The organism is Streptomyces sp. NPDC092369, assembly GCF_044755245.1.
GTDB lineage: Bacteria > Actinomycetota > Actinomycetes > Streptomycetales > Streptomycetaceae > Streptomyces.
In genome coordinates, this window is sequence record NZ_JBIVQP010000005.1 from 645,809 (window position 1) to 657,545 (window position 11,737).

The 11,737-nt window shown below is 72.3% G+C and carries 11 protein-coding genes; 9 read left to right on the forward strand and 2 right to left on the reverse strand.

Going from position 1 to position 11,737, the window contains the following annotated elements; genetic code table 11:
- Positions 1-343: 343 nt before the first annotated feature.
- Positions 344-1,177: an HAD family hydrolase gene (locus tag ACIQI8_RS31245; protein ID WP_402357529.1), complete on the reverse strand. Its 834-nt coding sequence runs from the start codon at positions 1,175-1,177 to the stop codon at positions 344-346.
- A 621-nt stretch (positions 1,178-1,798) separates the two neighbouring features.
- Between ACIQI8_RS31245 and ssd the strand changes: the two genes are divergently transcribed.
- The 7 genes from ssd (at position 1,799) to ACIQI8_RS31280 (ending at position 8,029) form a co-directional block, all read left to right on the forward strand.
- Complete coding sequence (gene ssd / locus ACIQI8_RS31250; protein WP_402357974.1) at positions 1,799-2,902, forward strand: septum site-determining protein Ssd; 1,104 nt, start codon at positions 1,799-1,801, stop codon at positions 2,900-2,902.
- 608 nt (positions 2,903-3,510) lie between these two features.
- Positions 3,511-4,686: a TadA family conjugal transfer-associated ATPase gene (locus tag ACIQI8_RS31255; RefSeq protein WP_402357977.1), complete on the forward strand. Its 1,176-nt coding sequence runs from the start codon at positions 3,511-3,513 to the stop codon at positions 4,684-4,686.
- A 155-nt stretch (positions 4,687-4,841) separates the two neighbouring features.
- Positions 4,842-5,702, forward strand: coding sequence for a type II secretion system F family protein (locus tag ACIQI8_RS31260; RefSeq protein WP_402357531.1), 861 nt, complete (start codon positions 4,842-4,844; stop codon positions 5,700-5,702).
- 295 nt (positions 5,703-5,997) lie between these two features.
- Positions 5,998-6,786, forward strand: a complete 789-nt coding sequence (locus ACIQI8_RS31265) for a type II secretion system F family protein (protein WP_402357534.1) — start codon at positions 5,998-6,000, stop codon at positions 6,784-6,786.
- 280 nt (positions 6,787-7,066) lie between these two features.
- Complete coding sequence (locus ACIQI8_RS31270) at positions 7,067-7,276, forward strand: DUF4244 domain-containing protein (RefSeq protein ID WP_402357537.1); 210 nt, start codon at positions 7,067-7,069, stop codon at positions 7,274-7,276.
- A complete protein-coding gene (locus tag ACIQI8_RS31275) occupies positions 7,263-7,652 on the forward strand; it encodes a TadE family type IV pilus minor pilin (protein WP_402357540.1) in 390 nt (129 codons plus the stop codon). Before ACIQI8_RS31270 ends, ACIQI8_RS31275 begins: the two co-directional genes overlap by 14 nt.
- The gene (locus tag ACIQI8_RS31280) at positions 7,649-8,029 is read left to right on the forward strand and encodes an Rv3654c family TadE-like protein (RefSeq protein ID WP_402357543.1); all 381 of its coding nucleotides are present in this window, start codon (positions 7,649-7,651) and stop codon (positions 8,027-8,029) included. Before ACIQI8_RS31275 ends, ACIQI8_RS31280 begins: the two co-directional genes overlap by 4 nt.
- Here the strand turns inward: ACIQI8_RS31280 and ACIQI8_RS31285 are convergent.
- Positions 7,974-10,667: a DEAD/DEAH box helicase gene (locus ACIQI8_RS31285; protein WP_402357546.1), complete on the reverse strand. Its 2,694-nt coding sequence runs from the start codon at positions 10,665-10,667 to the stop codon at positions 7,974-7,976. The genes ACIQI8_RS31280 and ACIQI8_RS31285 overlap by 56 nt on opposite strands.
- A gap of 80 nt (positions 10,668-10,747) precedes the next feature.
- Between ACIQI8_RS31285 and bldG the strand changes: the two genes are divergently transcribed.
- Positions 10,748-11,089 (forward strand): anti-sigma factor antagonist BldG, encoded by a 342-nt coding sequence (gene bldG, locus ACIQI8_RS31290; RefSeq protein ID WP_003975386.1) that lies wholly within the window; start codon positions 10,748-10,750, stop codon positions 11,087-11,089.
- 118 nt (positions 11,090-11,207) lie between these two features.
- Complete coding sequence (locus ACIQI8_RS31295; RefSeq protein WP_123998665.1) at positions 11,208-11,639, forward strand: ATP-binding protein; 432 nt, start codon at positions 11,208-11,210, stop codon at positions 11,637-11,639.
- Positions 11,640-11,737 lie beyond the last annotated feature (98 nt).

The following is an 11,737-nucleotide window of genomic DNA, read 5'->3' on the forward strand; positions in this document are numbered from 1 at the left end:
CGTTCTTGGAGTTCCCGGACAAGAGTTGCGGCGGTACGAGGATTCGTACCGCCGCTGGCATGTTCACCGGGTTACCAAGCGTCCTCGAAATATTGCCCATCAGGTCGGGAACATAGCCCGTCACCTGGTGCGGCTGGCCCGTAATCGACGGGTCGACGTCGCGTGGGTGCCCTGTGTCCATGCGCGGTCCGTGGGGCCAAATGCGATTAGTAAAGGTGATCCTCTCGGACGTCCTTGGCTTCGCGGGCCGTAATCTCTTTGTACTCCAGGACCGAAGCAAGCGGAACCCCCGGCTGTGCTTCTTTACTTTTACTCTCAATCAGGTCCAAAAAGGGCGGTGTGATCAGGCAGTTGCCGCCCGACGCCGACTGGCGTACCAGACCAGGCCCGCGGTGGCCGCCGCGGCACCTATGGCCGCGGCCGCGACGAGTGCCGGACGGGGCGGTACGGAGAGCGTGGGGATGCGCTGCTTGAGCCGCACCGGGCGGTGGAAATCGAGAATGGGCCACCCGCGCGCGAGTGCCTCACGCCGCAGTGTCCGGTCCGGGTTGACGGCGTGCGGATGGCCGACCGTCTCCAGCATCGGCAGGTCGGTCGCCGAGTCGCTGTAGGCGTAGCAGCGCTCGAGGTCGTACCCCTCGGACTCGGCCAGTTCCTTGATGGCCTCGGCCTTCGTCGGGCCGTACGCGTAGTACGCCACCTCTCCGGTGAAGCAGCCGTCCTCGCCGACGACCATGCGGGTCGCCACCACCCGGTCCGCGCCGAGCAGTTCACCGATGGGCTCGACCACCTCGGCACCCGACGTCGACACGATGACGACATCCCGGCCGGCGGTGTGGTGCTCCTCGATGAGCGAGGCGGCCTCGTCGTAGATGATCGGGTCGATCAGGTCGTGCAGCGTCTCGGCGACGATCTGTTTGACCTGCTGGACGTTCCAGCCGCGAACCAGTGCGGACAAGTACTCGCGTGTGCGCTCCATCTGGTCGTGGTCCATACCGCCGACGAGGAAGACGAACTGGGCATAGGCGCTCCGCAGGGCGTCCCTGCGGTTGATCAGGCCGCCTTGGTAGAACGACTTGCTGAACGTGAGCGTGCTCGACTTCGCAATGACCGTCTTGTCCAGGTCAAAGAAGGCGGCTGTGCGGGGCAACGAGTGGTTTTCCACGACCCCGAGCATAGGCGCAGCCCATTCGGCGTAAGGTGTGGCGCGTGGGTTTGCCTGAGAGGGCCTTCGGGTACACCATGGAAGTCACGGATCGTTCGCGACCGTGCTAACGCGGTCCGGCTCCTCCCCCCCCGAGTCGGCCGTGAAGGCGACCCCCACTCTCCCCCCCCGGTGGGGGTCGTCGCATGTCCGGGTGGGTTTCTCCCTTGTTGCAAGCGGCCGTTCGGCCGTGTCGAGGCGGCTGCGGCCGCCTCTTTCGCATGTCCGCGATCCGTCACTGTACGTAGCCGTCGGGCTGCTCTGCGGAGGTTTTCCGGGCGGTCCCTGGGCGGCCTGGGCCGCGGTACAGCCATTGGTACAGGCCTCACCGGTATGGGTGACGGCGATATTCACAGGCTTCGAGTTGTCCACAGATTTCGACCAAGATCCACAAGATTTTCCGGATCGCTGCACCGTGATTCAAACGCGTCCCGCCGGCACCGAGTTCGTGACCGGAACCGTGGTTTGTCGGGCGGGTTTGGCCGGTTCCTATCGGCCGTTCATATGGAGGGCCGCTCACCGGTTCTTCATGCGTTTGGGAATCGCGTGGCCGCAGGGGCTGCGCGAGAGATGCAGCGAAGGGGGATGGAGATCGTGGCCGGAGCCGTCACACACGAACCACCGCCCGCCGCCTCGGGGCGGCAGGCCGGACCGTTGATCGTCACGGAGGACCCGGGTCTGCTGGACGACCTGCTGCGCCTGTGCGCCGCGGCCGGCGCGACGCCGGAGGTGCACCACTCGGTGCCGGAGCGCGCGGGCGGCTGGGAGGCCGCGCCGCTCGTGCTGGTCGGCGACGACGCCGCGCGGCGGGTGCGCGGGGCCGCCCGCAGACGTGGAGTGGTGCTGGTCGGGCGCGATCAGGACGACTCGGGGGTCTGGCGCCGGGCCGTGGAGATCGGCGCCGATCACGTCCTGATGCTTCCTGACGGGGAGCAGTGGCTGGTCGACCGCATCGCGGACGTGGCCGAGGGCGTCGGACGCCCCGCCCTCACCGTCGGCGTCATCGGTGGCCGAGGCGGCGCGGGAGCGTCCACGCTCGCGTGCGCCCTCGCCGTCACCTCCGCGCGTGAGGGGCTGCGCACCCTGCTCGTGGACGCCGATCCGCTGGGCGGCGGACTCGACGTACTCCTCGGCGGCGAGACCGCGGAAGGTTTGCGCTGGCCCGCCTTCGCCGCCTCGCGCGGGAGGGTCGGCGGCGGCGCCCTGGAGGAGTCGCTGCCCGAGCTCCACTCCCTGCGGGTCCTCAGCTGGGACCGCGGCGACTGCGTCGCCGTCCCGCCACAGGCCGTGCGGGCGGTCCTCGCCGCTGCCAGACGCCGGGGCGGCACGGTCGTCGTGGATCTGCCCCGCCGCGTCGACGACGGCGTCGCCGAGGTCCTCGCCCAGCTCGACCTCGGGCTCCTCGTGGTCCCCGGCGAACTGCGCGCCGTCGCGGCGGCCGGCCGGGTGGCCTCGGCGGTGGGGATGGTCCTGCGCGATCTGCGGATCGCGGTACGGGGGCCGTACGCGCCGGGGCTCGACGACCGCGCGGTGGCCCGACTGCTCGGCCTGCCCCTGGCGGGCGAAGTGCCCGTCGAGTCGGGACTGCTGCGCGCGGGCGAGGCGAAGGCGCCACCGGGTGGGGCGGGGCGCGGTCCGCTGGCGCGGTTCTGCAAGGAGTTCTGGGAGCGGGCGTTGCTGGAGGTGGGCAGCGCGTGAGGACGGATTCCGGGTCTGGGGTTGAGCGGATGGGCAGGGGCGGAGGCGCGGGCCGGGACGGGGGAGGTCGGGACGGGGGAGGTCGGGACGGCGGAGGTCGGGACGGCGGAGGTCGGGACGAGGGAGGTCGGGACGAGGGAGGTCGAGACGGCGGCCGAGACCGAGACGGAGTTGGGGGCCGAGGCCGAGGCCGAGGCGGGGGCGGGGGCGGGGGTGGTTCGGCGGTTGCTGCGGTGCGGGTATCTGCGGGAATGGCTGCGCGGGTGCCTTCGTGGGCGTCGGCGGGAGTGCCGCATGAGGCGTCTACGGGGGTGTCGTCCGGGGCGGCGTCGGCGGTGCCGTTCGGGACGGCGTCGGCGGTGCCGTTCGGGACGGCGTCGGCGGTGCCGTTCGGGACGGCGTCGGCGGTGCCGTTCGGGACGGCGTCGGCGGTGCCGTTGCGGACCGCGCCGGGGGTGTCGTTGCGGGAGTCGGAGTCGCCGGGATTGCCGTCCTGGGATGCTTCCGGGGTGGCCTCCCAGGCTTCTTCGGGGCTGCCGTGGGGGTCGAACGGCGGGTCGAACGGCGGGTCGGATGGCTGGTCGGCGACTTCGGTGGCGGCGCCTGAGATGCCGTCCGGGCTGCTCGACGGAGTGCGCCAGTGGCTGGTCGAGAGCGGGGCCGAGCCGACTCCCGCGCGCGTGGCGCAGGCGCTGCGGGAGCAGGGGCGGGTCCTCGGGGACGCCGAAGTCCTCGGGGCGGCCGAGCAGTTGCGGTCCGAGTTGGTCGGCAGCGGCCCGCTGGAACCGCTGCTCGCCGATCCGTCGGTGACCGACGTGCTGGTGTCCGCGCCGGACCGGGTCTGGGTGGACCGGGGCGGCGGCCTGGAGTTGACCTCCGTGGCCTTCGCGGACGCCGCGGCCGTACGCCGGCTCGCGCAGCGCCTGGCGGCGGTGGCCGGACGCCGACTCGACGACGCCCGGCCGTGGGTGGACGCGCGGTTGCCCGACGGGACGCGACTGCACGCGGTGCTGCCGCCGGTTGCCGTCGGCTGCACCTGCCTGGCCCTGCGGGTCGTACGGCCCCGGGCCTTCACGCTTGACGAACTGGTCGCGGCGGGTACGGTGCCGCCGGGCGGGGACCGGGTGCTGCGGGCGCTGCTCGACGCACGGCTGTCCTTCCTGATCAGCGGGGGTACCGGCACCGGAAAGACGACTCTCTTGAGCGCGCTGCTGGGGTTGATCGGGCCCGGCGAGCGGATCGTGCTCGCGGAGGACTCGGCGGAGTTGCGGCCGGACCATCCCCACGTCGTCCGCCTGGAGACCAGACCCGCCAACCAGGAGGGAGCGGGCCTCGTCACCCTCCAGGACCTGGTCCGGCAGGCGCTGCGGATGCGGCCCGACCGGTTGGTGGTCGGTGAGGTGCGCGGAAGTGAAGTGGTGGATCTCTTGGCCGCGTTGAACACCGGCCACGAGGGCGGCTGCGGCACCGTCCACGCCAACGCGGCGGCGGATGTACCGGCGCGGTTGGAGGCGCTCGGCGCGGCGGCCGGGCTCGATCGAGCGGCGCTGCACAGCCAGTTGGGGGCGGCGTTGGCGGTGGTCCTGCATCTCGTGCGCGACCGGACCGGACGGCGGCGGATCGCTGAGGTGCATGTGTTGGAGCGGGACCAGTCCGGCTTGGTGCGGACGGTGCCGGCGCTGCGGTGGGGGGAGACGGCGTTCGTGTACGAGCGGGGGTGGGAGCGGCTGCGGGGGTTGTTGGACGGCGGGTTCTTCGAGGGCGGGCGAGACGGATGTGGATGAGGCGGGCATCGCGTGCGGGACCTCGGGAGCGGGCGCAGGGGCTGCTGAACAGCGGGTTCGTCGAGGGAGGACGCGATGGGTGAGACGGCGACGGCTGCAATGACGGAGCGGTGGTGGAGGACGGGATGGGAGTGATCCGGATGGGAGAGATCGGGATGGCGGAGGCAGTGTTGGGTGCGGCCGTGCTGTGTGCCGGCGCGGTGGTGTGGCTCTTGAGCGGGCGGCAGGCCGGGGCTCGGCGGGCGCAGTTGCTGCTCGCCGGTGGCGGGGCGGTGGGGAGCGGGCCGCCGTTCTGGCGAGAGGCGGTCGGGGAGTTGCGGCGGCTTCGGGGGCGGCTGGGCGCCGAGTGGTGGGCGCCGGTTGCCGGGCTGGTGCTGGCCGTGCTGGGTGGTTCGGTGTTGCCGGTCGTCGCGGGGGCGGCCGGGGTGCCGTTGCTGCGCCGGGTGCGGGTGGCGAGCGAAGCTCGGCGTTGCCGGGAGCAGCGGGCGGATGCGGTGATCGCGCTGTGCGGGGCGGTCGCCGGGGAGGTGCGGGCGGGGCGGCAGCCGGGGGAGGCGTTGCTGTATGCCGCTCGGGATTCCGGCGGGCTCGGGGACGGGCAGGCCGCCGTGCTGGCGGCGGCGCGGTTCGGAGGCGATGTCCCCGCGGCGCTCGCTGTGGCGGCTCGACGACCGGGCGCAGAGGGTCTGTTGGGCCTGGCCGCGTGTTGGCGGGTGGCGGTCGGCCAGGGCGCGGGTCTGGCGGCCGGACTCGACCGGCTCGAAGGGGCGTTGCGCGCGGAGCGGGACCAACGTGCCGATCTGCGAGCTCAGTTGGCCGGCGCCCGGTCGACGGCCGTGATGCTCGCGGGCCTGCCGGTCCTGGGTCTCCTCCTCGGCGTGGCCCTGGGCGCCGACCCACTGCATGTCCTGTTGCACACCGGCGCGGGGTTGGGGTGCCTGGTGGTCGGAGGCGCGCTGGAGGGGGTCGGGATGTGGTGGGCGATGCGGATCGTGAAGGGGGCTGAGGCGGTGTGAGGGCGTGAGCCGGGCGGGGCCGACGAGAGGGTCCGGTGCGGGCCGGGGCGGAGAGGGCCGGGGGCTGCGCGGGCCCGAGTGAGGCCCTGGACGTGGGCGGGAGGCGCCGTGTGGGCGGACGTGGGCGTGTGATCGGGAGCGTGGCGCGCGGTCGGAGAAGGGGCGCGGGCGGGAGGTGGTGTGAGGACGAGAGCGGGTGCGACGGGTCAACGGTGTGAAGACGAAGCGGGGCACGGGCGGGAGGCCGTGGCGTGGTGTCGGGAGTGGATCGGGAGTGCGGAAGGGGCTGGGCGGTGTGAGTGCGGAAGTTGTCCACAGGGTGGGGGTGACCTTGGGGGTGTTGTGCGTCCTGGGGTGGCTGCTGCGGTGGGCCGAAGGGGTCCGGCGTGAACGGCGGGTGCGGCGGCGAGTGGCCGAGCTGCTGGCTGCCGCGGAACTGACGTCCGGGCGTCCGTGGGGCGAGATGCGGACGGGCGTGTGGCGGCAACTGCCCTTGGTGGCGGCGGGGTGCGCCGGGTGGGCACTGGTCGGGGGCTTTGCCGGTGTCGCCGTGGGGCTGGTCGTCGCGGCCGGCCTGTGGTGGTGGCGTGAGCGGCAGTCGGCAGCGGGTGGTGTGCGGGCGTACGACGAGGGCGAGGCGGCGCGCCAACTGCCTCTCTCGTCCGATCTGTTGGCCGCGTGTATCGCCGCGGGCGCCGGTCCCGTGGTCGCGGCACAGGCGGTGGGCGAGGCGCTCGGTGGCCCCGTCGGGGAAGCGCTCGCCCGGGGTGCGGCGGAAGTACGGCTCGGTGGGGAACCGGCCGAGGCCTGGCGGAGGTTGGCCGAACTGCCCGGTGCCGGGCCCCTGGCCCGGTTGCTGGAACGCGCCGATGTGTCCGGGCTCCCCGCCGCGGGGCCGGTGGCCCGGCTCGCGGCGGAGGCCCGAGCCGAGTGGACGCGCTCGGCCACGGCACGGGCGAGACGGGCGGCGGTGATGGTCACCGTGCCGGTGGGGCTGTGCTTCCTGCCCGCGTTCATCGCGGTCGGCGTACTGCCCGTGGTGATCGGGTTGGCGGGTGGGGTGCTGGGAGGGGGTGGTGGGTGATGGGGGTGCGTAGCCGTGGCCGGCGGGCGGGATCCGTAGGCGGGAGAGCGCCACCGGGAGAGCCGGCACCGGGAGAGCCGGCACCGAGAGAGTCGGCACCAAGAGGCGCGGCAGCGGGACGTGCGGCCGCGAGGTCCGCGGCACTGAGAAGTACGGCCGCCAGAAGCGCGGCGCTGAGAAGTACGGCAGTGAAGAACCACGGCAGTGAAAGGTGCGGCGTCGACCAGCGCGGCATCGCGAGACAGATCGTCAACGGGACTGATTTCTTACGGGGGTTGAGATGTACAAGGTGATGCGAGCGCGGCTGACTGCTCTGGTGTGCAGGGCGTGGGCGGCGCGACGGGATGCCGGGATGGTGACCTCGGAGTACGCGATGGGGATCGTGGCCGCGGTGGCCTTCGCGGTGGTCCTCTACAAGGTGGTGACCAGCGGGGAGGTGAGCGCTGAGCTGCAGGGCATCGTGAAGAGGGCGCTCGATGCGGGGGTGTGAGCGCGGCGGCGGGAGCGGACGTGTGGAGGGCGCGGACCGGGGGTTCGTGACGGCGGAGTCGGCCGTGGTGCTGCCCGTGCTGGTGCTCTTCGCGATGGGGCTGGTCTGGGGGCTGTTGGTGGTGGCCGCGCAGATCCAGTGCGTGGACGCGGCGCGTGCGGGAGCCCGTGCGGCTGCCCGCCAGGATCCGGCCGACGCCGTCGTGGAGGTGGCTCGCGGGACGGCCCCGGGCGGCGCGGACGTCACGGTCAGCCGGGAAGGGGATCAAGTCCGCGTGGTCGTGGTGGCGAAGCCGCCGGCTCTGAGCGGTCTGCCCTTCGAGGTGCGGGAGGAGGCCGTGGCGGACGCGGAGGAGATGGTGGGGGTCGGGGGATGAGGAGCAGGACCGTGACCTCTGCGGACGCCGATCGTGGCTCCGCCACCGTCTGGAGCCTCGGTGCCATCGCCGTGCTGTGCGTGGTGTTCGGGATCGTGCTCGCGATGGGGCACGCCGTCGTGACCCGGCATCGCGCGGCCGGTGGTGCCGATCTCGCGGCGCTCGCGGCGGCGGACCACTGGGCGCAGGGTGCCGCGGCGGCCTGCGCCCGGGCGGACGAGGTGGCTCGCGCGCAGGGCACCAGGCTCGTGCGGTGCGCTCTCGTCGGCGACACCTCGGACGTGACGGCGGCGTCGGGGCGGGGGCCGTTCGCGGCGGAGGTCAGGGCACGGGCGGGGCCTGCGGGCCCGGACCCGGCGTCGGCTCCTCCGTCGTGAGGTCTCGCGGGCCTGGTTCCGGCGCCGCCCCCTCCAGGGGTGGCTCCCCGGGCCGTACGTGAACCCCAGCGTCCCCCTCCCTGGGTGGCTCCCCGGGCCGCAGTCGAACCCCAGCCTCCCCCTCCAGGGGTGGCTCCCCAGGCCGTGGTCGAACCCCCGCCTCCCCCACCCCCTCCTCCCCGCTCTTCTTCTCCGGCGCCCCCCGCAACAGCACCGTGAGCAGCCGCACGGCCCCCCGCTTGTGCAGCGGATCGTTGCCGTTGCCGCACTTGGGGGACTGGATGCAGGACGGGCAACCGGCCTCGCACTCGCAGGAGGCGATGGCCTGGCGGGTGGCGGTGAGCCAGGCGGCGGCGGTGTGGAAGGCGCGCTCCGCGAAGCCCGCGCCGCCCGGGTGGCCGTCGTAGACGAAGACCGTGGGGAGCAGGGTGTCCGGGTGCAGGGGGACGGAGACTCCGCCGATGTCCCAGCGGTCGCAGGTCGCGAAGAGGGGGAGCATGCCGATCGAGGCGTGTTCGGCGGCGTGCAGGGCGCCGCCGAGGATCTCCGGGTTGATCCGGGCCTCGTCGAGCTGGTCCTCGGTGACCGTCCACCACACCGCGCGGGTGCGCAGCGTACGAGGAGGGAGGTCGAGTTTGGTCTCGCCCAGCACTTCACCGGTGATGAGGCGCCGGCGCAGGTAGGAGACGACCTGGTTGGTGACCTCGACGGAGCCGTAGCACAGGCGGCCGTCGCCCCAGGGGATCTCGGTGTCCGTGGACAGGACGGAGATGGCGGTGGTGTCGCGGGCGACCGTCGAGTAGGAGGGGCTGGCCTGCTCGACCAGGGCCACCGAGTCCTCCAGGTCCAGGGAGCGCACGAGGTAGGTGAGCCCTTGGTGGAGGTGGACCGCTCCCTCGTGGACGGTCGTGTGGGCGGAGCCCGCGTCGACCGTGCCCATGAGGCGGCCCGTGCCGGCTTCCACTATCTGGACCGGGCGACCGCCCTCGCCGCGGATGTCGGCCAGGTCGGCGGCCCGCTCCCGGCGCGTCCAGTGCCAGGCCTTCGATCGGCGGCGCAGGAGCTTCGCGGCTTCCAGCTGGGGGAGCAGTTCCTCGCAGGCGGGGCCGAAGAGGGGCAGGTCGTCGTCGGTGAGCGGGAGTTCGGCGGCGGCAGCGCACAGGTGCGGGGCGAGGACGTAGGGATTGTCGGGGTCGAGGACCGTGGACTCCACGGGCTGGTCGAACAGGGCCTCGGGGTGGTGGACGAGGTAGGTGTCCAGGGGGTCGTCGCGGGCGACCAGGACGGCGAGCGCGCCCTGCCCGGAGCGGCCCGCGCGGCCCGCCTGCTGCCACAGGGAGGCGCGGGTGCCTGGGTAACCGGCGATCACGACGGCGTCCAACCCGGAGACGTCGATGCCGAGTTCGAGGGCGGTGGTGGCGGCGAGGCCGAGGAGTTCGCCGGAGTGGAGGGCCTGTTCGAGGGCGCGGCGTTCCTCGGGGAGGTAGCCGCCGCGGTAGGCCGCGACACGCCGGGCGAGGGAGCGGTCGATCTCGGCGAGGCGCTCCTGGGCGATCACCGCGATCAGCTCGGCGCCGCGCCGGGAGCGGACGAAGGCGACCGAGCGCACGCCCTGGAGCGTGAGGTCGGTGAGCAGGTCGGCCGTCTCGGCGGTGGCCGTGCGGCGGACCGGGGCGCCTCTCTCGCCGTGCAACTCGGTGAGCGGGGGTTCCCAGAGGGCGAAGACCAGTTCACCGCGCGGTGAGGCGTCGTCGGCGATCTCGACGACCGGGAGGCCGGTCAGGCGGCGGGCGGCGACCGAGGGCTCGGCGGCGGTCGCGGAGGCCAGCAGGAAGACGGGAGAGGAGCCGTAGCGGGCGCAGAGGCGGCGCAGCCGGCGCAGTACCTGGGCGACGTGCGAGCCGAAGACGCCCCGATAGGTGTGGCACTCGTCGATGACGACGTACTTCAGCGACTTCAGGAAGGAGGACCAGCGGGGGTGGGACGGGAGGATGCCGCGGTGGAGCATGTCCGGGTTGGTCAGGACATAGTTCGCGTACTGGCGGATCCACTCGCGTTCCTCGAACGGGGTGTCACCGTCGTACACCGCGGGACGTACCGCATTTCCCAGAGGTTGTGAAAGTTCCTTCACGGATCGCCGCTGGTCCGCCGCGAGCGCCTTGGTCGGGGCCAGGTAGAGGGCGGTGGCGCCGCGGCCGTTCGGGGCCTCGGAACCGTCCAGGAGGGTCGAGAGCACCGGGACCAGGTACGCCAGCGACTTGCCGGAAGCAGTCCCTGTGGCGACGATCACGGATTCGCCGTCCAGGGCGTGCTCGGCGGCCCGTGCCTGGTGGGCCCAGGGGTGTTCGATACCGGCCGCCTGCACGGCGGCGATGACTTCCGAACGAATCCGGTCAGGCCAGACGGCATGACGGCCCGCACGTGGGGGCAAGTGCTCCGTATGAGTGATGCGCGAAGCCCGGCTCGGCCCGGAGGCGAGTCGGCCCAGGACCGTGCCCGGCGAGAGCTGGGAAACGGGGTCCGTCGGGGATCTGTCGGATCGATGATTCTTGGCCATCGGCACCGAGTGTGTCACTGGCGTGACGGACAATGGGACCAAGGCGTCGTGCACGCCTGCCGGTAAGTGATTGAATGCCATCGCGGCTGGCGATCCGTTCCGGGGGCTCTGCCGAGGTGTCCCGAGGGGCGACCGCTCGATAGCAAGGTGCTGGAGGATCCGTGGACCTGTCCCTGTCGACCCGTACCGTCGGCGATCGTACGGTCGTCGAGGTCGGTGGAGAAATCGACGTATATACCGCGCCAAAGCTGCGCGAGCAGTTGGTCGAGCTGGTGAACGACGGGAGTTTCCACCTCGTCGTCGACATGGAGGGCGTCGACTTCCTCGACTCCACCGGGCTCGGCGTGCTGGTCGGCGGCCTGAAGCGGGTGCGTGCCCATGAGGGCTCGCTGCGCCTGGTCTGCAACCAGGAGCGCATTCTCAAGATCTTCCGCATCACCGGCCTCACCAAGGTGTTCCCGATCCACACCTCGGTCGAGGAAGCGGTGGCGGCCACCGACTGACCACCGTCCCACCCGAGCGGGAAAGGACCGCTCCAGGGACGGCAGCAGTACCAACAGGGGGTCCGGGCTTTCGGCGGCCCGGTCCCCCGACAGCACGCCCGAAGTCTGAGGGGGATGCATGGCCACCGTTGAACTCCGCTTCAGCGCGCTGCCCGAGCACGTCAGGACCGCCCGACTGGTGGCGGCAGCGGTGGCGCGCAGGGCCGGAGTGGACGAGGCCGTCCTCGACGAGGTCAGACTCGCGGTCGGCGAGGCCTGTACCCGTGCCGTGGGGCTGCACCAGAGCGGTGGCATCACCGCCCCCGTGAAGGTGCTGCTGATCGAGGAGGAGAAGCAGTTCTCCATCGAGGTCGGCGACGAGGCGCCGCATGCGGCCCCCGGTGACAGCGCTTCGGGATCGGCGGGCGACGATGTGGACATCGAAGAGGACGAGATGGGTCTCGCGGTCATCAGCGGGCTCGTCGACGATGTCGAGGTGACCGCAGGAGAGCACGGCGGACTGATCCGCATGACTTGGCCGACCACGCCGCCGGCCGCGGTCCTCTCCTGAGCTCACCCCAGTTCAGCCACTGAACTAACTCGCGTACGATCTTCAAGGGCCCTGCTGAGCAGGGCCCTTGGTGTTTTTCAGTCGCATCCCGGGAATTC

What these genes read in the sequence shown, in the direction of transcription:
- ACIQI8_RS31245 (WP_402357529.1), bottom strand. Translation starts at nt 1,177, where the DNA reads ATGCTCGGGGTCGTGGAAAACCACTCGTTGCCCCGCACAGCCGCCTTC.
- ACIQI8_RS31255 (WP_402357977.1), top strand. Translation starts at nt 3,511, where the DNA reads ATGCCGTCCGGGCTGCTCGACGGAGTGCGCCAGTGGCTGGTCGAGAGC.
- ACIQI8_RS31260 (WP_402357531.1), top strand. Translation starts at nt 4,842, where the DNA reads ATGGCGGAGGCAGTGTTGGGTGCGGCCGTGCTGTGTGCCGGCGCGGTG.
- ACIQI8_RS31270 (WP_402357537.1), top strand. Translation starts at nt 7,067, where the DNA reads ATGTACAAGGTGATGCGAGCGCGGCTGACTGCTCTGGTGTGCAGGGCG.
- ACIQI8_RS31275 (WP_402357540.1), top strand. Translation starts at nt 7,263, where the DNA reads ATGCGGGGGTGTGAGCGCGGCGGCGGGAGCGGACGTGTGGAGGGCGCG.
- ACIQI8_RS31280 (WP_402357543.1), top strand. Translation starts at nt 7,649, where the DNA reads ATGAGGAGCAGGACCGTGACCTCTGCGGACGCCGATCGTGGCTCCGCC.
- ACIQI8_RS31285 (WP_402357546.1), bottom strand. Translation starts at nt 10,667, where the DNA reads ATGGCATTCAATCACTTACCGGCAGGCGTGCACGACGCCTTGGTCCCA.
- ACIQI8_RS31295 (WP_123998665.1), top strand. Translation starts at nt 11,208, where the DNA reads ATGGCCACCGTTGAACTCCGCTTCAGCGCGCTGCCCGAGCACGTCAGG.